The organism is Paraburkholderia sp. FW306-2-2C-D06C, assembly GCF_058781505.1.
In genome coordinates, this window is the sequence record NZ_JBYSWU010000028.1 from 1 (window position 1) to 20,081 (window position 20,081).

At 61.5% G+C, this 20,081-nt stretch carries 18 protein-coding genes; 7 read left to right on the top strand and 11 right to left on the bottom strand.

Annotated elements, in window-relative coordinates:
* Together AC3WLT_RS21105 and AC3WLT_RS21110 are read left to right on the top strand one after the other, a co-directional pair.
* The coding region (locus tag AC3WLT_RS21105; protein ID WP_492593631.1) for an acyltransferase family protein at nt 1-1,131 on the top strand (1,131 nt) is incomplete at its 5' end.
* Between the two features lie 31 nt (nt 1,132-1,162).
* Entirely contained in the window at nt 1,163-1,294 is a 132-nt protein-coding gene (locus tag AC3WLT_RS21110; protein ID WP_492593632.1) for a SymE family type I addiction module toxin, read from the top strand.
* Here the strand turns inward: AC3WLT_RS21110 and AC3WLT_RS21115 are convergent.
* From AC3WLT_RS21115 to AC3WLT_RS21135, 5 genes are all read right to left on the bottom strand, one after another.
* Nucleotides 1,283-1,846, bottom strand: coding sequence for a recombinase family protein (locus tag AC3WLT_RS21115; protein WP_492593633.1), 564 nt, complete (start codon nt 1,844-1,846; stop codon nt 1,283-1,285). The two genes, AC3WLT_RS21110 and AC3WLT_RS21115, sit on opposite strands and share 12 nt — an antisense overlap.
* A gap of 498 nt (nt 1,847-2,344) precedes the next feature.
* Nucleotides 2,345-2,563: a hypothetical protein gene (locus AC3WLT_RS21120; protein ID WP_492593634.1), complete on the bottom strand. Its 219-nt coding sequence runs from the start codon at nt 2,561-2,563 to the stop codon at nt 2,345-2,347.
* Between the two features lie 339 nt (nt 2,564-2,902).
* A complete protein-coding gene (locus tag AC3WLT_RS21125; RefSeq protein ID WP_492593635.1) occupies nt 2,903-3,727 on the bottom strand; it encodes a hypothetical protein in 825 nt (274 codons plus the stop codon).
* A 402-nt stretch (nt 3,728-4,129) separates the two neighbouring features.
* Nucleotides 4,130-4,342, bottom strand: coding sequence for a hypothetical protein (locus tag AC3WLT_RS21130; protein WP_492593636.1), 213 nt, complete (start codon nt 4,340-4,342; stop codon nt 4,130-4,132).
* A 371-nt stretch (nt 4,343-4,713) separates the two neighbouring features.
* A complete protein-coding gene (locus tag AC3WLT_RS21135; protein ID WP_492593637.1) occupies nt 4,714-5,277 on the bottom strand; it encodes a PAAR domain-containing protein in 564 nt (187 codons plus the stop codon).
* 59 nt (nt 5,278-5,336) lie between these two features.
* Between AC3WLT_RS21135 and AC3WLT_RS21140 the strand changes: the two genes are divergently transcribed.
* Nucleotides 5,337-5,537 carry a hypothetical protein gene (locus AC3WLT_RS21140; RefSeq protein ID WP_492593706.1) on the top strand — a complete coding sequence of 67 codons (201 nt, stop codon included), beginning with the start codon at nt 5,337-5,339 and terminating at the stop codon, nt 5,535-5,537.
* Between the two features lie 300 nt (nt 5,538-5,837).
* On the opposite strand, the gene AC3WLT_RS21145 is transcribed toward AC3WLT_RS21140, so the two are convergent.
* From AC3WLT_RS21145 to AC3WLT_RS21155, 3 genes are all read right to left on the bottom strand, one after another.
* Entirely contained in the window at nt 5,838-8,282 is a 2,445-nt protein-coding gene (locus AC3WLT_RS21145; RefSeq protein WP_492593638.1) for a glycosyltransferase family 4 protein, read from the bottom strand.
* Nucleotides 8,279-9,745: a flippase gene (locus AC3WLT_RS21150; RefSeq protein ID WP_492593639.1), complete on the bottom strand. Its 1,467-nt coding sequence runs from the start codon at nt 9,743-9,745 to the stop codon at nt 8,279-8,281. The genes AC3WLT_RS21145 and AC3WLT_RS21150 overlap by 4 nt, the downstream gene beginning before the upstream one ends.
* A 147-nt stretch (nt 9,746-9,892) precedes the next feature.
* Nucleotides 9,893-12,094, bottom strand: coding sequence for an NHL repeat-containing protein (locus AC3WLT_RS21155; protein WP_492593640.1), 2,202 nt, complete (start codon nt 12,092-12,094; stop codon nt 9,893-9,895).
* Between the two features lie 171 nt (nt 12,095-12,265).
* Between AC3WLT_RS21155 and AC3WLT_RS21160 the strand changes: the two genes are divergently transcribed.
* The 4 genes from AC3WLT_RS21160 to gmd all read left to right on the top strand — a co-directional run bounded on the left by AC3WLT_RS21160 (nt 12,266) and on the right by gmd (nt 15,937).
* On the top strand, nt 12,266-12,451 hold the full coding sequence (locus AC3WLT_RS21160) for a hypothetical protein (protein ID WP_492593641.1): 186 nt from the start codon (nt 12,266-12,268) through the stop codon (nt 12,449-12,451).
* A gap of 349 nt (nt 12,452-12,800) precedes the next feature.
* A complete protein-coding gene (locus AC3WLT_RS21165) occupies nt 12,801-13,913 on the top strand; it encodes an acyltransferase family protein (protein ID WP_492593642.1) in 1,113 nt (370 codons plus the stop codon).
* Nucleotides 13,910-14,677 (top strand): SGNH/GDSL hydrolase family protein, encoded by a 768-nt coding sequence (locus AC3WLT_RS21170; RefSeq protein ID WP_492593643.1) that lies wholly within the window; start codon nt 13,910-13,912, stop codon nt 14,675-14,677. The genes AC3WLT_RS21165 and AC3WLT_RS21170 overlap by 4 nt, the downstream gene beginning before the upstream one ends.
* A 216-nt stretch (nt 14,678-14,893) precedes the next feature.
* Complete coding sequence (gene gmd / locus AC3WLT_RS21175) at nt 14,894-15,937, top strand: GDP-mannose 4,6-dehydratase (protein ID WP_492593644.1); 1,044 nt, start codon at nt 14,894-14,896, stop codon at nt 15,935-15,937.
* A gap of 199 nt (nt 15,938-16,136) precedes the next feature.
* Here the strand turns inward: gmd and AC3WLT_RS21180 are convergent, their stop codons facing one another.
* The 3 genes from AC3WLT_RS21180 to AC3WLT_RS21190 form a co-directional block, all read right to left on the bottom strand.
* A complete protein-coding gene (locus AC3WLT_RS21180) occupies nt 16,137-17,303 on the bottom strand; it encodes a glycosyltransferase family 4 protein (protein WP_492593645.1) in 1,167 nt (388 codons plus the stop codon).
* Nucleotides 17,304-17,388: 85 nt separating this feature from the next.
* The gene (locus AC3WLT_RS21185) at nt 17,389-18,618 is read right to left on the bottom strand and encodes a glycosyltransferase family 4 protein (RefSeq protein WP_492593646.1); all 1,230 of its coding nucleotides are present in this window, start codon (nt 18,616-18,618) and stop codon (nt 17,389-17,391) included.
* Nucleotides 18,615-20,078, bottom strand: a complete 1,464-nt coding sequence (locus AC3WLT_RS21190) for a glucose-6-phosphate isomerase (RefSeq protein WP_492593647.1) — start codon at nt 20,076-20,078, stop codon at nt 18,615-18,617. The genes AC3WLT_RS21185 and AC3WLT_RS21190 overlap by 4 nt, the downstream gene beginning before the upstream one ends.
* Nucleotides 20,079-20,081: the final 3 nt, after the last annotated feature.

The following is a 20,081-nucleotide window of genomic DNA, read 5'->3' on the forward strand; positions in this document are numbered from 1 at the left end:
ACGCCACCGCGCGCCCGCAGCGAAGCACGCGCGGACAGCGCTGGTAAGGAACATGTCATCGACGCCATGCGGGGCTTTGCCGCGCTGCTGGTCGCGTATTTCCACTGCCGCCAGGTCGAATGGGTCGGCATGCAGGCTTTCCATCAGAGCGTCGGCCATGCACTGAATCTGAATGCGATCGCCGCGTACCTGACGTTCCCGATCGCCTGGGGTTCCGCCGGCGTGCCGATTTTCTTCGTGATCAGCGGCTACTGCATTCATCGCAGCGGCGCGCTGCGCCTGGCAAAAAATCCCGATTACCGGCTCGATGCCGGCAATTTCTGGGTGCGCCGTTTCGCGCGTATTTATCCGGTGTTGCTCGCCGCGCTGGCGCTGACCTTCGCGCTCGACTGGGTCAGCCTGCAACTGCCGCCGGTCAATCACAAGATCCGCGAAATCGGCCTGCACGCGTTCCTCGTCAACCTGTTTTCGCTGCAAGGCGTGGCCGGCAAGACCTACGGATCGAACGGCGCGCTGTGGACGCTCTCCCTCGAAGTACAGTTCTACGCGATCTATCCGCTGCTGTTCGCGCTGCGCCGGCGTCTGGGCATGACCTCCGTGCTGGCGATCGTCGCCGTGATCAACGTGGTGTCCGCCTATGTGCTCGAACGCCACGATATCCAGTTCTTCCCGTCGTACTGGTTTTCGTGGACGCTCGGCGCATGGATCGCCGACGCGAAGGCCCGCACCGCGCCGGATGCCCGTTCGTCCGTCTGGCTCTACGTGCTCGCCGCGGCGTTCGTCGCGCTCGGCTGCGTGGCGTTCCGTTATGGCCAATACGGCGCGTTCCAACTCTGGGCGCTCGGCTTCGCGTTCTACCTGTACAAGGCGCTGGAACGCCCTCGAGCCGGCAAGGCCGACTCGGCCGGATTGCGCCTGCTGTCGCGTTTCGGCGATTTCAGCTTCTCGCTGTACCTGATCCATCTGCCGATCTTCGTGCTGCTTTCGTCGCTGCTGTTCCGCTCGTCGCTGCAAATGTCGATCTGGCCGTCGTTCGGCTACATGCTGGTGGCCGTGCCGGTCGCTTACGTGTTCTACCGGCTGGTCGAATTGCCGGCGATGAAGTGGTCGGCGAGTTTTAAATCGCGATAAGGAGCAGGTCTCGCGGCTCCTCTTTCCATGGATGACGCTCTCCGGTCGCCGGATCGAGACAGCCGGCTTTGAGCCCGGACAGCGAGTGCGTATCACCGTCGAGCACCAGCGGCTCATCGTTACACCGCTTTACTGTAAGCTGTTTGCCGTGCTACCCAGCTAGCCTAATTCGCGCCAAATGCCGGGCCACGGTAGACGGATGCACGCCAAACAATCTGGCAGAGTCGGCAGCTGTGTGTTCTCCGGAGTTCACAAGCTTCGCAATTTCGCGTTGTTGACGGGCATTGAGTTTGGGCCTGCGCCCTCCAATCCGTCCTTCTTTTCGAGCCATGATCGGACCGTGACGAGTACGCTCGCGTAGCATGGCCCGTTCGAACTCTGCGAATGAGCCTACCATCTGCATCATCATCCGGCCTGCCGGTGAGGTGGTGTCAATCGCCTCCGTCAAGCTTCGGAAGCCAGCTCCGGCGTCCTCAATTCGTTGCATCAAGATCAACACGTCTTTCAACGAACGGGAAAGCCGATCCAGCTTCCAGACGACAAGCACGTCACCTTCGCGGAGTTGTTCGAGTAATCGCTGTAGTTCAGGGCGCTCCCAACGACCACCGGATGCCTTTTCTTCGAATATTCGCTTACATCCGGCGCGTTTCAGCGCGGCAAGTTGAGCAGCGTTGTCTTGCGTCTCAGTTGAGACGCGAGCATACCCAAGCTTCATGGTCCGCCTTTGGAGAGACAACGGGGATTAGTGAGGGGCGGCCGGTAATCGCGAAAACTCCGCCGCATCTCAATCTACGTTGATGATTTGAAGGGGAAAATCGTGGGATCATTGATGGAATACCGCTCGTTCACCCGTTCGCTATCAAAAGCTCAGCCCAACCCACAAGAAGAATTCAATCGATGGCAGAAGAAGAGCGAGGAACAGAACGATCATCGATCTGTTCCTCTTATCAACTACGGAAAACCATACTGCCACAGCAATGGTTACGAGCCACCCGGTCAAGCAGTAAAACGAAAGCTGCATGTTTAGAGACCATGTCTCCAATTCAAAATCAATTTCTATCCGTGAAATCCGTCTTAGCCAGCCTGATAGGAAAATCAGAAGCAACTGAACAAAGCCAAGGACGATATAACGCTTCTTCACTGGTTAGCCTGCTTCTGGTGATAGGCCGTTAGGTATTCGGTTTGCCGAGCGTGCTCGCGTAGGCATCTACGGTCACGCTGACGGTCGAATGGCGTAATGGAATCCAATAGCGGCAACCGCCGGAATAACTAATAGCTGCGCAAATACCAAAGCCTTGAAGACCTTTGTCTGCCAGATGCTGGGGCGTGTTCCACACGCTATAGTTAGTAAATTGAGTGCGGCGACGATCCAAATTGCGCCGCTGGTGTCATCCGACAGCACTGAAAAAAGCGCTTGCATGTTTTCGCTCAACGATCGAACTCCATGAAGTTCCAGCCGGAGAAGTCTGAAAATTTCAGAGCGACTGTGCCGCTAATACAATGTGAGCCCGCCTGCTTATCTAGTTTGGTTTTTTCATGTACATGCCCCAACTCGCTCACGGACTTGGTTGGGACAGGAAATAAGAGCCTATTGCGTGCATGACGGGCATGAATAGAAGGCACACGAACACAGCAGGAAAATACAGCTTTGAATTTCTAACTCCAGGAAACAGTCCCGCAACCGCAACAGCTAGGCAAAGGAACGACAGCGATCCAAACAGATCGCTATCTGCAAGTGCGGAGAAATATGCTGGCATTAAAACTCTCGCTATCACCGGTTGAATTCAGGGAAATTCCAGCGATAAAATTGGAACTTCCTTAGAAAATCTTCTGCTTCGGTTTCCTTCGTCGTATTCTTGTAGTTCCATCCGCCTCCGTTTTTGGTGTATACGCCATTTTCAGGCGGCATTCCGGCATAGGAGCTATTTTGAGGATCGGCACGATTAAGGCCAAGTACACGCATGGCAGTTGTGAAAGGACGGACAATTACTCCGCTGGAGTTACCCTGCATGATTGTAATGGTTGACGCGTCGGCGCTCAGGACCAACTGGACGTGGTGCGCGATCCCGGCGCGGTCATTTGCCTGAGCCAGAATGTCTCCAGGAAGAAGGGCTTCCGGACCGCTTAACGGTACCGTGTTCGAGCCCACGCGTTGCATGTCCTGTGCGCCGTAGGTCAATTCGACCATATCGGCGAATCCGTACATGGTGGAATCGTACTTTTCATGTTCGGGCTTGCCATAAACTTCCATGTTCCGATAAGTACGCACGCCACTTGTGAATTTAAGCGGAAGTCCTCGAGACGCTGCAAACTGAACCAACACGCGTAATGCAAAGTCCTCGCATGTGAAACGGTTCGTGCGAACGTCGCCGCTTCGGTCCCAATACTGTTCGGTACGGATCTGCTCGGCAAGCTGAGGAACGGAATTCCGATAGTCTGCAATATCGGAATCTGTCCATTTGCGAGTCGTTTTCCAGAACGTCTTTAGCTTGACCGTGATAGGTTTGGGCGACGTATCGCTGGTTGGCGTGGTCGTCTTTGTTGCAACGAGTTGGTAGCGGGTCCCATTTGGGGAAATGTGAATCTGTTCTGGCATGACTATCCTGCAAGGTAAAGGTTAATGTTCTCGGCGGAAGCGATGGAAGCCAGTAAATGTGTATGCCCATCACCATCCGTTTTTGAGGTCTGGCCGGGATTCGAAAAATCCGCCACATCCGGTTTTAGCCTCCTGATTTGGTATCGAAATTTTGTTTATCGATTACCCATCCGCGCCCATTTTTGCACTGGATCTCAGTGTGCAGATAGGCTTTTACGACAACACCTTCTCGCAATGGGATACAAGAATCTCCTGCGGCCAACGTGAACAGAACTCGGTCTTCCGCATCGCTATCGGATGCATATACGGGGGTGCTTTTCGTGGCTACTCATACTTCATCCTTATGCGAGCAAGCTGACATCATAACCTCCGTTCCAATAGCAATTGCCAAAAGCAGCGTTTTCACGAGCCTCCCTTCGGATAGAACCGCTTCTCCTTCACCCGCTTGGAATGTGATAGACCGACGGCAATGTCTTCGGGGCTGACCATACCAAAACCACGCGGATCATAGGCAACGATTCCGACGAGGTTCAATACGTCTGCGACGTTTGACGAACAACTATTATCCAGAAGGCTGTATCCGTGGCGTGCTGGATCGCCGTTGGTTACTGCCACACGGCGTTTCAGTTCGACTCAACCATGTCCTGTTACTTCCGGTGTCACAACGCCCATCGTTTCAGCCATGTCGTCGCACCACGATTCACCGGATAGCAATGCTACGATTTGCGGGGGTGTTGCACATTTGCAGTGAACGATATCGCGATCGGCTGCGGTCTGCCCCATAAAATCGATGCGACGGGGGCCGCCTGCCATCGCTATTACGCCGGTGCTCTTACACGCTTCGCACCACGGCAGTCCTGCCAATCAGCGCAACCTAGCGTCCAGCGTCGCCTATCGTAAAGGCAGGGCCGCTATAGCGCAGGATTCGCCCACCTGTTTCCAGTTTGTCGCCGACAACGGCGATTCGACGCATCATGTGCTATTCCTCACCCTGCAAGAAACACCTTAATGTTTTCAGCGGCCGCGGCCGCTGAAAGCAAATGTGTATGTCCTTTATCGTCCGTCTCGCCGTATTCAAATGCACCGGCCTCCCGCTGCACTGCGTAGGCAGTATTTGCCATGGGTTGGCTGTTGATTTCTCTCAGCACGTATCTGTCGTCGAACGACTGGCCTATGCTGTCTGTCGCCACATTCTCGACGGTAGTACCTACGGCGCCACTGTATGTTTCGATCCAGCTGCGCCGCCCGTGCACAGCAATAATTCTCGGAGAACGCTCACATTTGCATACGACGAGATCGCCGTCTACTGCTTCATAGTCCCCGACCTCATGGTCGAACATCCGCAAATCGTAACCCGGTGAGCCGGGCCCGGCAACAATCACACCAAAGTCTTTGCAGGCGTCACACCACGCTTTATGACCCAGGAACGCTTGTGATCGGGTACGACCGTCTTCGCCTTCAATGGTTGTGTTTGGATTGCCGCCGATGACTCGGCTGGAGCCGCCACTATCGAGCGGGTCGTCTTCGACTACATGATAAAAAATCGTCATCGTTCCAGCTTGCTCCTTCAGAGTTGCCAATTGCGGCAATTTCACACATCACAAACGTATTGCCATTGCTTTCAATCGCGCGCTACATCCATCTCGATGACGAAGATCGGGAATGGATTGCACGCAAGCGGCGCGATTCCAGCCGCCTCGGCGATTTGCCGACTTCCGATGTACGCGAAGAACCCGCGCCGCTCACCGGCACTCGTGAAGACCGCGCCCCCTGCCGCTGGATCGCGGTGATGTTGCCCGCCGCGTCGTAGTCGTAGCGCGCGGTGGCGCCAGCCAATACGTTTTGCCAACTATTTGCGAACGATACGGCACTGCCCCTTATTGAAGAATCGGTCAGTTCAGTTTGATGCGTAGGAATACCCGGTATCCGAGTCGGAAACACCCCTCGTTAAGCCTCTCCAAAAACCTAAAGCCGCGTTGAAACAGGCTTGACCACAACAAGATAAAAAAAGCGCGCCCAAAAAAACGGAGCGAAGGTCGTCAAGACTTTCGCTCCGCTGCGCAAACGACAGGAGCCGGCCAGCCCCTGCCTACCCCGACGTTAAACCGCTTTAGCCCCCCGCCACGCGCCTCAGAATCCGCTCGACACCTTCCACATAGGCCGAGGTCCCAAACCGGCTCAGCGCCGTCTGATAACCGTTCTTGACCAGCCTGCCGCGCAGTTCGTCGTTCGAGCGCAACTCAGCCAGCGTATCGGCCAGACCGTGCGCATCGCCAGGGGTGCACAGCAGGCCGTTCTCGTAGTCGTCGATGATCTCCAGCACGCCGCCCGCGCGTGCCGCCACCACCGGCCGCTGCGCCAGCATCCCTTCGACGATCACGCGGCCGAACGGCTCCGGCGTGATCGACGTATGAACCACCGCGTCGACCGCGCACATGCAGGCCGGAATATCGTGCTGGAAGCCGAGGAAATGCACCCGGTCGCCCAGGTTGTGCGCGGCGACGAAGGCGTGCAATTCGATCTCGTAGGCGTCTTCGCCGAACAGCGGCGCACCGACCAGCACCGCATGCATCTGCGGATTCAGCACCATCGCCTCGAGCAGCACGTGCTGCCCCTTCCAGCGCGCGAGGCGGCTGAACGAGCCGACCAGAAACGCGTCCTGCGGCAAGCTGAGGCGCTTACGCAGCACCGCCTGCGGGACTGTGTGCAACGCGTCGAACGGTGCCGCGGAAATGCCGTTGAACACCACATCGATACGCTTTTCGTCGAAGCGCGTCAGGTCGGTGAACGCACGCGCCGAAGCCGCCGAATTGGCGATCACATGCGTGAGGCCGAAGCGCGCGCACCACTTGATGATCGCCAGCTGCTTGCCGCCGAAATGCTCGGGGCTGACGATATCGCGCAGATGCCACACCACCGGCCGCCGCGCGAGCTTGCCGGCAATCGCGCCGATCACCATCGCGCGCTGCGTGTTCGCGTAGATCACCTCGGCGTCGCGCGCGCGTTTCGCGGTCGCGCGCACGAGCGAAATCAGGCTCTTGAGCGCCTGCCCCTTCGGCAATGAACCGCCTTGCTTGCGGACGTGGCGCAAGGCGCCCGCGTCCAGCACGTTGACGCTCACGCCGGTTTTGGCCAGCGCGGTGCGGAACGGGCCGTCGTCGAACAGCACGACTTCGATGCGCGCACGCAATGCCTTGACGATTTCCAGCAAGGACAGCTCGGCGCCGCCGAGCACACCGCTCTGATCGACGGCCAGCACGCGCGGCGCCGTGACGGCCGGGTCCGTTTTATACGGGACGTACGGCGGCAATGTCGCCGAGCGCAACGCCGGCGCCGAAGCCCGCACATGCTCGAAGAAACGTTCGCGGAAATGCGCGGCCGAAAACTGCTCGGCATTGGCCCGGCAATCCGCCGGCGAAAAATGCTTCGCGTCGGTATCGAAACGCTCAACCGCGGCGATGATCGACTCGGCGCTCTGCTCGTCGAAGAACATGCCCGTGGGCCGTGCGTTGGACAGATCGCGCACGGTTTCGAGCGCCCCGCCCTTGCCGTAGGCGATCACCGGCGTACCGCAAGCCTGCGCCTCGACCACCGAGATGCCGAAGTCTTCTTCGGCCGCGAACACGAAGGCCCTGGCGCGGCTCATCCTGTCCTTCAGCACCTTGAACGGCTGATAGCCCATGATCTCGACATTCGGCGCCGCCTTCGCGCGGATCTTCTGCATGTCGGGACCGTCGCCGATCACCACCAGCTTGCGCTCGGGCATCCGCGCGAAGGCTTCGACGATCAGATCGATTTTCTTGTACGGCACCATCCGCGAGGCGGTCAGATAAAAATCGTCCTTCTCCGTGCAGAGCGAAAAAGCCTCGACGTCGACCGGCGGAAAGATCACTGTCGAATCGCGCTGATAGACCTTCTTGATACGCCGCGCGATGAACTCGGAGTTGGCGACGAAGCCATCCACCGAATTCGACGTGCGGATATCCCAGTTGCGGATGTAGTGAAGAATCAGCCGCGCCATCGCCGACTTCGGGCCGCCGGTCAGCTTCGACTGCTGCAGGTACTGATGCTGCAAATCCCACGCATAGCGGATCGGCGAATGCACGTAGCTGATATGCACCTGGTCGGGACCGGTGAGAATCCCTTTGGCGACCGCGTGGCTGCTCGAAATCACCACGTCGTACGCCGACACGTCGAGCTGCTCGATCGCGAGCGGCATCAACGGCAGATAGGCGCGGTACTTGGTGCGCGCGCGCGGCAGCTTCTGGATGAACGAGGTCGTGACCGGCTTGCCGCGCAGGAAACTGCGGTCGTCGAGAAAATCTACGAGGCTGAACAGGTCCGCGTCCGGAAAGCACGCGACGATCTGCTCGAGCACCTTCTCCGCGCCCGCATAGGTGACGAGCCAGTCGTGCACGATCGCGACGCGCACTGTCTTGCCGGCGCGCGCCGCGCGGCGCGGCGGCGCCTGAACGCCGGGAACGGTAGTGAGTTCAGCCAGAGCGCTGCGCGTCGCGGGTTGCAGCACGGCTTCGTCAAGGACTTCGTGGTTCATGCGCTTTTCCTCGGATTCAGTCGCAACAGCAGTGAACGCGCAAGATCGCGTAAGGCGGGCGTCATCGTGATGGACCAGGCGAGATTCGCGCCCACCATCAACACACCGGCGACGATCGCCAAAGCGAGACTCGGCAGGAAACTGGCGAGCCACAGGCTCGCCAGCAGGAAAGCGAGATGCGCGAGCATGTCGAGCGCGATCTGCCGGGCACGAATCGCCGACAGGCGCAGCAGCACCGCGTAATCGAACAGCGCGCGGCCGGCCACGGCCATCGCCGCGCCGGTCAAACCGAAATGGGTGATGCCCAGCCACAATGCGCCTGCAAACAAGGGCAATTCGAACAGGCCGACGCGCGCAGCAGTGGCCGGATTGACCTGCGACTGGATCAGAATCCGCGTCACGTTGGCCTGCCCGACGAGCCACACGGCGACGATCATGATCCGGCCCACGGGCGCGGCCACGGTGGCGATTTCATTGCCCACCCACAGATGCAGGAACGGCTCCAGCACCAGCATCGCGACGAGCGCGACCGGCGTGAACACGCCATTGAGAAATTCGAGCGACTGCTGCGTGATGGTGTCGGCATCGGCGCGGCCCACGGCGGAAAGCCTGGGAAACAGCGTGCGCACCAGTGCGGTCGGCACGATGTTCAAACGCGTCACGAGATTCTGCGGCACCGTGTAATACGTGACGAAACGCGCGCCGAGACTCGTGCCGAGCATCACGCGGTCGAGCGATTCGGCGATCATGTTGGTGACGCTCGCGATCAGCATCCAGCCGCCGAAGTTGAAGAGGCCTTTGGCCACGCCGAGTTGCGGCGGCAGGATGCGGCGAATTTCCAGCACCTGCAGCGCGGAGCGGCCCAACAGCGCCGCGGCGAGAATGCGCGCGAACACCGCCGCGGCCAGCACGTTCTGCAGGGTCGCGCCCATCCACCATGCGGCGCCTAGCGGCAGCAACTGGAACAGGAAGGTGCCGATCGTCTGGTTGGTGTTGTAGACGCCGAAGCGTTCCGCGCCGTTGATCGCACCGGCGAATACCCACGACACATTCGCAATCGGAATCGCCACCGCGAGCCACGGCAGCGCCATATAGACTTCGTGCTGCAACTCGGGCGACACCTTGGTGAAATACGCGGTGTACAGGAACGCGCCGAAATAGATGACCAGGCCGCCGATCACGCCGGTCGCGAGATTGAGCCACGTCGCGCTCCAGAACACGCGCGCGCTCTCATCCTTGTCGCCGGAGGCTCGCGCCTTCGAGATGTGATTCTGCGCGGCCATGCTCATGCCGAGATCGAGAATCCCGAAGTAGCCGATCAAGGTCCACACGAGACTGATCACGCCGTAGCGCTCGACGCCGAGCAGCTTGATATACGACGGCACGGTCACGAGCGAAACGAAAGTCGGCAGCACGAGGCCGAATAAATTGATCGCTACATTCTTGAGAATGCCTTTGTCCATCGGATGCCCTGGGTTTGACTACGTTGGCCTGGTGAGGCCGGGTTATTGCCGGGTTATTGCCGGGTTATTGCCGGGTTATTGCCTGGTGATGCCTGGTAATGTCCTGTATTGCGGGAAAGCGCGAAAAAAGCCGTGACGACGCGCGTTTCATGACGGCTTCCAGCGGTACATCATCACTTTGCCGCGCGCGTCTTCCTCGACGAACACGAGGTACTCGCCATTGCTGCGCTTCGCGGCGCTGATGCCGTTGGGCACATCGACCCAGCCGGACGCGCGGCCCACTTCGGGACCCGGCCGGATCACGCCGAGTTCCTTGCCGCTGTCCTTGTCCCACACGTGCACCGCGCCGACCGGCTCGACGCCGAAGAGGTATTGCCCTTCGACGGTCAGGCCGATGATCGTCGCGATGGGTTTGCTCGTCTGCCAGGGCAGCGTGATCGAATAGCGCTGCACCGGATTGCCGCTCGACCATTTGTCGTAGCGCACCAGCACGCGGCCCACTTCCTTCCAGAAGCCGCGATCGGCCGGCGTGTCGGGCGTATAGCCGGCCACGTACATCGTGTCGGTGTCGGGTTCGTAGATCGCGCGATGCAGTTCGGTGAACGGTTGCGGCACCGGGTACTGCGTCATGTTCGAGTACGCGTAGACCGGATTGCCCTTCGCGTCGAGTCCGCCGAAGCGGAAGCGGTAGATGCCCTTCGAATCGCGCGTGCGCCAGATGTCGCCGGCGCTGTCGACCCACCAGCCCCAGCCGCCCGCGAGCTTCGTGCCGCTGGTGTTGAGGGTGAATTCGTCGCTGTTGAACTTGCCGTCGCCGTTCGTATCGCGCCAGATCCAGTCGCCGCCGGGCGGCGCATTCGGCACCCTGGCGACCGCGCGTTCACGCCCGGCGATGAAACCCGATGGAATTGCGGTTTCGCCGTCGCGCTGCGGGTCGAAGCGATAGATCTTCAGATGGTCCGCGTACATGTCCGTCAGGTACAGGAACGTGCGGCCCTTGAGCTTGCGGGCAATTGGCAAGCCGGGATATTGATCGACGTGAAAGACGGGATCGTCGGGATACTTGAAACGGTTCGACAGAAAGCCCGCGTATTTCCAGTCCTGTCCGGCGGGCTTCGACAGATCGAGTTCGAAGCGCTTGTTGCCGCTGTAGACGCTGTCGGGCCGCGACGGGTCGATCCACGCGCCGTCGACGAACAGGAGACCTTGCACCTGCCAGTTCTGTTTGCCGTCCGGCGCATAGCTTTCGAGCGTCGCGCCGAGGCCCGCGCCGATCGGCTCGTAGCGCGGACCGATGCCGTTGGTCGATACGTAGACGTTGCCGCGCGCATCCACGCCGATGCCGGTCAGGCCGTTGAAGCGCTGCGGCCCCGGCTTGCCGGGCACGCCGCTGAAAATGCCGCCGCGCTCGCCGAGCGTGCCCGACTCCGCATAACGGCCGTTGCTCTTGCCGAAGAACAGCACCTGCTGGCGCGGGCCGTTATCGGCAATCAGCACGCGGCCTTGCGCATCCGCGGCGATATCCACCGCGACCGTGTCGGCGGGCAGCGCGACAGTCTCGTCGATGCGCTTGCCGTCGGCGGCGTAGTGCTCGACGTGCGGTGTCCTGTCGTTGCGCGTGCCGCTCAGCACCCACAGCGTGCCATCGGGGGCGAGCGCGATGCGCCCCGGCTCATGCACGCTCCAGGTGGTTTTCTGCTGCATCGATTCGGCGTCGTAGACCTCGATGCGATCGCGCGCGGTATTGGCCGCGTACAGCGTGGTGTCGTTCGCCGCGAGGCCGCCGATTTCGGCGCTGGTGCCGGTCGGCACCTCGTTCATCATCAGGAAGCCGGCGGCCAGTTGCGCATGCGGATCGGCGTTTTTGGCGGCCGGCTGGAACGGCGCGGCGCGCTTCGGATCGGCAATCTGGCGACGCGAAATACCGAACCATTGTTTGCCCTTCTCCGGCCACACGCCCTGCTCGACCAGATGCCCCTTTTCGTTGCCGACCGCGATCGCGACGAACGCGTAGCGGCGATTCACCGCGATCGCGTTGCCGCCGCCGTTGCCCCAGCCATGCGTGCCGCCCGCGAAGCCAAGCATCTTGCCGTTCTGGTAGACGCTGGCTTCGGCGCCGCTTTCGTCCCACGGTGCGTTCGTATAGACCTTGCCGTCCGGCGCAACCGCGATCGCGGTAATGTTGATCTGCGCCCATGTGCCGTCGCCGAAACCGAAGCTATTGCCGATCCAGGAAGTCTTCGCGTTCAACACGGTTTCCGCAGATGCCGTGAAGCTGATCGATGCCGCCGTCAATCCGGCCACACCGACGAGCACAGCGATCGAGGTCTTGAACGTGAAACGGGACAAAGTATTTCCTCCAGTCAGGGCCGTGCCGCGGTCAGGAAAAAGGCCCGCGCCAGCATGGAAACAATCGAATGAGATGAGCTAAGGAACCAAGAAGCGGCGTAAGAACGGTGAAACCGGTTTGCGCGAGCCGCAACCTCCACGCCCCCTGCGTGCAGGACCCGGCTTTGAACCATGGATAAAGACAGCACCACGAAAACCTGGGCACGCGCTGAGCGCGCGACCCACGCGCCGTCCTTGGCCGCCCAATCCGCACGGCTCACATTACGCGGAAAAAACAGCGCGACGAAAATCGAAAATAATTCAAAAATATTCGCCGCTTTAACCGTAGTGAAAGAAATCGATTTAAAAATCGATTAAAGCGCAATGGACTCGGCAAAGACGCTCGCAGCCGCACCCTGTCGGCCCATCTTTACCGATGAAGCCGCATGCGCGCCGCACTTCTTACCCGCTCTTTGCACGCTCTTTGCGGATGCCCCCGCCGTCTCGATGCAAGCACAAAAATTCATCTGGAATGAGCAACGAAACACCCTGTTGCAATCTGATTCATTTATCTATTTCATTCCCGTTTTTTCATCAATTTCTTTTCCATAGAATCGAATCCACTTCCGTTGCGACGCGAAGCGACCGCGCCCGTTCGTCCGCCTGACCGCGCGAACCCCGGCCCGATCCTTCGCCCGGCCCATCCGCTTCACACCATGGACGGTTCATGACAGCTAGCGCATTGCCCTCAGCGCCTTCCCACTCACGCCGCATCGTGCAGCTCGACGGCTTGCGCGCCATCGCCGTGCTTGCGGTGTTCGCGCAGCACGCGCTGAAAGCGCCGCTGTGGATGGGCGTCGATCTGTTTTTCGTCCTGAGCGGCTTTTTGATCACCGGCATCCTGCTCGAACGCAAGGCGCGCCAGCAGTCGTATTTCGGTTATTTCTACGCACGCCGGGCGCGCCGCATCCTGCCGCCGTATCTGTTGCTGATGGTGGTGTCGTCGATTCTGTTCGGGTTTGGCTGGGCGCAGCACTGGCAGTGGTACGCGTTTTTCGCCACCAATATCGGCGACGCGCTCAATCAGAGCGGTCACGACAGCCTGAATGTGTTGTGGTCGCTGGCCGTCGAAGAGCAGTTCTATATTTTCTGGCCGTTCGTGATCCTGCTCGTACCCGAGCGCGTGCTCGGCTACGTGGCGGCCGCGCTGATCTTCGCGGTGCCGGCGCTGCGCGCCGTCGCCACGCCCTGGTTCGACTCGTTCTGGCCGATCTACTATCTGACGCCGTTCCGCATGGACCTGCTCGCGGCCGGCGCGCTGCTCGCGGTTGCCGTGCGGCGCGATCGCGATGCGCTGGAACCGTTCAAAGGGTTCGCGGTGCTCGGCTTTTTCGCCGCGCTGGCCGTGCTCGCTTGGCTGCACCTGCACTATCCGCGGTTTCGCGCGGCGAATACGCCGCTCTCGAATGCCGGGCTCTACAGCATTTCGCTGGTGCTTTGTACTTCCGTTGTGATCATCGCCCTGCAAAGCAAGGGCATCGTCAAACGGCTGCTGTGCAATCCCGTGCTGGTCTATATCGGCACTATCAGCTACACGATTTACCTGATTCACCTGAGCGTGCTGTACACGCTGTGGCCGCTGCATCTGAACCGATATCTGACCGCGGCGCTGGCGCTGGCGATCACCCTCGCCTACGCCAGCCTCACGTGGTTCGCGTTCGAACGGCGTTTGATCTTCGGCCCGGCGGGCAAGGGCCACGCGCCGGCCAGCGCCGCGGATGTCAGCGGGGCCACGGGTATCAGCGGGGCCGCGCGGCAAGCGCCGCAAAGCCGCGCATGAGGCGCCGCACGTGGCTCGCGGCAAGCTTGTGGGCCGCCGCTTCGGCGGTGGCTTCGCTTGGATTCGACGCGCGTGCCGGCAGCGCCGGCGCGGTGCAAACGGCTGAAAAGATCCAGGCGCCGCAAGCGCGGGTGCTGATCGAAGCTTACGGCGATTCGACCACGCTCGGCATTTCATGCAGCGGCGGCCACTGCGGGCCGCAGGCGCAAAACGCCGTCATGTATCTGCAAGATGCGTTGCAGGCCACGCACGGCGAGCGGGTGCAGGTCATGAACTATGGCGTGGGCGGCACGACGGCCACCCAGTTGCGCGACGGCACGCAGCGCGGCCGCCTCGACCGCACGGCGGGTTTGCCGTGGCAGGAGCGGCTCGCGGCTTCGCGCGCGCAGATTGTGCTGATCAACTACGGCATCAACGAAGTGATGCAGAACCAGACGCCCGAGCAGTTCTACGAGGCCGAAACGACGCTCGTGAAAACCGCTCGCGCGCTCGGCAAGCGGCCGGTTCTGCAGACCGCGAATCCGATGCCCGACAACCGGCTCAATGCGCGGCTCGCCGCGATGGTCGCGATGACGCGCCGGGTCGCCGCCGAACAGCAGGTGCCGCTCGTCGACCAGTTCGCCTACATCTGCGGCCTGCCCGACTGGAAGACGCTGATGTCCGACGGCGCGCATCCGAAGCCGGGCTTGTACCGGCTCAAGGCCGAACAGGATTTTCGTGTCATCGATCCGCTGGTGCGGCAACTGCTGGACGGTACGTCCTGAAGCGTTTTTTCAAGTGCGTTTCCGGGTTTGCGTCCCAAAGCCCGCGTTTGGAACGTGCTGTTGGAACGTGCTTCTGAAATGCGCTTCTGAATGTGCCGATGAAATGTGCCGATGAAATGTGCCGATGAAATGTGCCGATGAAATGTGCCGATGAAATGCGCCGTCATGGCGCGGATGCTTCTTCTCTTTCTCTTTTACCAATATCGAAGGCAAGCTATGAGCCAACCACGCAAAGCGATCATCACCGGCGTATCCGGACAGGACGGCGCCTATCTGACCAAACTGCTGCTCGACAAGGGCTACCACGTGACCGGCACCTACCGGCGCACCAGCTCGGTCAACTTCTGGCGCATTCGTGAGCTCGGCGTGCTCGATCATCCGAATCTGCGCCTTGTCGAACACGACCTGACCGATCTCGGCTCGACGCTGCGTCTGCTCGAAGGCGCGCACGCCGACGAGTTGTACAACCTCGCCGCGCAGAGCTTCGTGGGCGTGTCGTTCGACCAGCCGGTGACGACCGCCGAAGTGACCGGCATCGGCGCGTTGAATCTGCTCGAAGGCATCCGCATCCTGAATCCGAAGATCCGTTACTACCAGGCGTCGACCTCGGAAATGTTCGGCCTCGTGCAAGCGGTGCCGCAACGCGAGGACACGCCGTTCTACCCGCGCAGCCCGTATGGCGTCGCCAAGCTGTTCGCGCACTGGACGACCATCAACTATCGCGAGTCGTACAACCTGTTTGCGAGCAGCGGGATTCTGTTCAATCACGAATCGCCGCTGCGTGGCCGCGAATTCGTCACGCGCAAGATCACCGACACCGTCGCGAAGATCAAGCTCGGCAAACAGGACGTGCTGGAACTCGGCAACCTCAGCGCGAAGCGCGACTGGGGCTTCGCGCTCGAATACGTGGAAGGCATGTGGCGCATGCTGCAAGCCGACGAACCCGACACTTATGTGCTCGCCACCAACCGCACCGAGACGGTACGCGACTTCGTGCGCATGGCGTTCGCCGCCGCGGACTATCAGATCGAATGGTCGGGCAAGGACGAGCGTGAAGTCGGCATCGACGTCGCGACCGGCAAGACGCTGGTGCGCGTGAACCCCAGGTTCTACCGTCCGGCGGAAGTCGATCTGCTGATCGGCTGCGCCGACAAGGCCCACGAGAAGCTCGGCTGGAAGCCGGAGACCACGCTCGAACAGCTGTGCCACATGATGGTTCATGCGGATCTCGGCCGCAATCAGCATCACGAAACGTTCTAAGCGGGGATGGCGGTCGCACGCGCGGCCGCCGCACACCCACCGCCGACATTTCACCCGATGCAAAAGCAGACGAGGCCTGATCGCAATGATTCAGGCCTCGTCTGCTTTTACGCCACCAGGCGGCGTTAGTTTTTTTCCGCTTGCGAGAGTGAATGCGGCGAGCCATGCGCCGCGTTCACTCTGAGCAGCGTCAGCGCCTTCAGTGCACCCCACCCGCCGTAATCGCCTCGCTATACACCGACGCCACGCGCCTCGCGATGACCGAATTGTCGAAGTTATCGCGCGCGTAGCGACGGCATGCATCCGCATCCGGCAACTTCAGTGAGCCGTTCAACGCACCTGCCAGGCCTTCCGCGATCGCCTGAGCGCCGGTCGCCGGCAGCACCAGATTCGGCGACAAGCCTGCCACCGCTTCCGGCAAGCCGCCCACCGGCGTCACCAGTACGGGCGTGCCCGAGGCCAGCGATTCGACCGTGATCAGGCCGAAGCCCTCTAGCGCGACCGTCGGCACCACGCTGATATTCGCCGCGCGATAGAGCGCCGCCAGGTGCTGATCCGGCACGAAGCCCAGCAGCTTGACGTTGTTTTCGAGGCCCGCCTCGGTGATACGCGCCTGCAACTCGCCTTCGAGCCGGCCTTTGCCCGCGATCAGCAGCAGCACGTCGGGTTCGCGGCGCTTGAGCAGCTTCACCGCGTCGATCAGATCCTCGAGACCCATGCGGCGCACCAGGCGCCGCACCGCCAGCACGATCGGCCGGTCTTGCGGCAATTGCAGCTTTAGCCGCGCCTCGGCCGGCGTGATCGGCAGATTGAACTGCTCGACGTCCACGCAGCCCGGCACCACGCGCACGCGCTCCGGCGCGATACGGTAGCGCGAGGTGAGAATCTTGCCGAACGCTTCGGACAACACGATCAGCCGCGACGAGCGTGCATACACCGACTGCTCCAGATAACGCTTGGCGCGCTGGCCGAGCGAATCGGCGCCTTCCACGTGGCTCTCGTCGGCCCACGGCCCCTGGAAATGCGACACCTGCGGGATCCCGCGCGTCACGTCGAGGCCCGGGAAGGTGTACAGCGCGAAATGCGACGAAATCACGTCGGGACGCGCCGTGCTGATTTCGTGGCGCAGCGCGCGGCGTGCCGCCATCAGCCGCAACGGCAGCGATTGCGCGGCCGGGCCGAAGCCGTTGATCGCGCCGCCGGTGTCCGCGGCCACCTTGGGCGAGCCTGCCACTACGCCGCGCACCGCGACGCCCGCGCCCGGCAGCGCGCCGACCAGCGAGTAGTACATGCGGTCGAGGCCGCCCGCGCGCTCGGGAAACCAGTGCATCCCGATCTGCAGCGATTTGATTGAGCTCGTCGTCATAGTTGTTGCCCCTGTGCGTTCTGAGAGTTGTGATCGGTTGCGTGCCGGCCTGTTTCCGCGGTTTCCGAGGTTTCTGCGCAAATCGTCATTCCGCGCTCTTCTGGCCCGCCAGCGTGTTCAGCGTCAGCGCGTCGGTCTTGGCGGCCACGGCGGCTTCGGCCTTGCTGCGCCGGCGGTCCTTCTGCTCATCTTCGATCTGCCGATACAGCGCGATGTACTGCGCGGCCATCCGCGCCCAGCCGAAGCCGGTCGCGAGCTCGTTGGCGGCGACACCCATCGCGCGGCGCGCGTCGTCGTTCGCAGCCAGACGCGAGACCGCGCCCGCCAGCGCCTTGGGGTCGTCCGGGTCGTCGAGCACGATGCCGCATTCGGGCGTAATGATTTCCGCACCGCCCGCCGTGCGCGCCGTGACCACCGGCAGCCCCGCCGCCATCGCTTCGAGCAGCGAGAGGCTCATCGCCTCATAGCGGGACGGAAACACGAACGCATCGACCGAATGCATCAGCACCGGCATTTCCTTCACCAGCCCGAGAAAATGCACGCGATGCGCAATGCCGAGCGCCTTCGCCTCGTCCGGATAAGGGCTGCCCGGCAGGAACCCGGCCACCGCGATCTGCACGTGCTCAGGCAAATGCTTCAGCGCCGCCAGCACCGTGCCGAGGTTCTTGCGCGGCGTGCGCAGGTCGCCCACGAACAGCAACAGGAACGCCTGCGCCGGCAGGCCGAAGCGCGCGCGATCGCCCTGGGCCGCGGCGAAACCTTGCGTATCGACGCCGTTGTAGATCACATCCACCCGGTTATCCGGCGTGAGCCCGATCGCGCGGATTTCGTCGGCGACCTTTTGCGACACCGCCGTGATCACCTTCGAGCGCCGGTAAGCCCAGCGTTCGAGCAACGCGTTGCAGCGCGTATAGACCGACTGATACGCGGACCACACGCCCTTGGTCAATCCGAACGGGTAGTACTTGCTGCCGAACCAGCCGCTATGCACGAAGTGCGAGGTGTTGACGTCAGCCGGCATCCACGTGATGAAGCCGTTCACGTGCAGCACGTCGTATTCGCTTCGATGTGCGCGCAGCCACATCGCGCTCTTGAACGCGAACACCTGCTGGCGCAGCAGATTGGTGGGCCACCAGCGGCCGATTTTTATCGGCGCCCAGCGGACGTTCGGATGGGCGAGCAGATCGGGCGCGACGTGCGACGCCACCAGCGTCACGCCGATGTTCTCGTCGAGGGCGGCGCGCGCGATCTCGTGGTTGACGCGCCCCTGGCCGTCGTTATGGCGCACGACGTGCGTGACAATGGCGACTCTCAATCAGTGCCTCCGTGGAGAAGTAGCGTGCGTCTGCGGTTCATCTTTTCGTAATGCACCGCAGAAAGGATCGAAAAAACGCTCATGAAAAGCAGCAGGCCGCCGGTGCCAACCAGCGAATTGGTGAACACCAGCATCGCGAAGGTCGCGAGACTGAGACTGAGGCAAGCCGAAACGTATTTGTCGTTGCGCAGCTTGAACGACGCAAGCACCGCGCGCACCACCAGCCAGACGATGCCCGACATGTACAGCAGCGTGCCGGGCCAGCCGAGCACGAACGGAATGTTCATCACGCCGCTGTCGAAGTTGCCGTACTGGCCGAGCTGGCCGCCATCGTTCGAGAGCTTGGTAGAGGTGCCGGTCGCGCCCATCCCTTCGCCGGAGACGTCGGTGAAGGCGGTCTTCGCGAAGGTCGCGTAGAACTCGTTACGCGCGGCATAGCTCTGGTCGTCGCTCAGGTTGACGATCGTGTTAAGACGCGCCTGCATCCGGTCGGCCACCGGGCCGACCGCCAGCAGCGGCACGCACAGGCCGGCGAGCAGCACCGCGCTGGCGACGATGCGCATCCGCACCTTGTTGTTCGATTTGACCAGCTGGATCAGCAGCGCGATCACCCAGCCGCCCCACGTCGAGCGCACGAGGCTCAGCGCGAACGAAAAAAAGCCCAGCGCCGCGGCGATCCAGCGCACCCGGTGCGTGGCCGCCATCACGTAGACCATCGCGCCCATCATCGCGAACGCGAACGGCCCCGACGAGTTCATCGTGCTGAACACGCGCACGCCCATCGGCACGGCGTCGCCCTGCGAGTTCATCTGCGAGCCGAGCATCCAGAGCGCGTCCCACGGCGGCATGATGAAGAACTGGATCAGGCCGTAGCCGCCCATCACCAGCATGCCCCAGATGAACGTGTTGACGATGGTCGCGCGGTACTGCGGATATTGGCGCGTGTGCGCCATGATGTGAAAGCCGATCAGGATCGGATAGAGCCAGTTGGCGAGGTCATAGGTCGCGGCAAGCGGCCCGCTCGACATCACGCCGACCATGAACGCGTAGGCCAGGCCGAGCAGGATCAGCAGCACCGGCAGACCGCGCCGCTGCGCGAGCAGTCTGTAGTAACGCAACAAGGAGAGCGCGCTGATCATCGTGACCGCGAGCGGCGCAACCTGGATCAGGCTGGTGGGTGTGAAGGAGCCTTTGGACCAGTCGGCGAGACGCCGCACTTCCGGGCTCAGGAACCACAGCCACCACATGAACCCGATGTAGCGCGCCGGGCTCTTGAAGTACAGCCACAGGCCGGTCAGGATCGCGAGCACTGGGAACGCGAGCGTGAGCACCGTGCCCTGATGCGCGACGATCAGCACCGCCGTGATCAGCCACAGTAACGCCGGCGGCAGCCATTCCTGCGGACCGCCGGACAAAAGACGTCCGGCGCCGCTCTCGCCAGCTCGCGTAATCGTCGACATCGT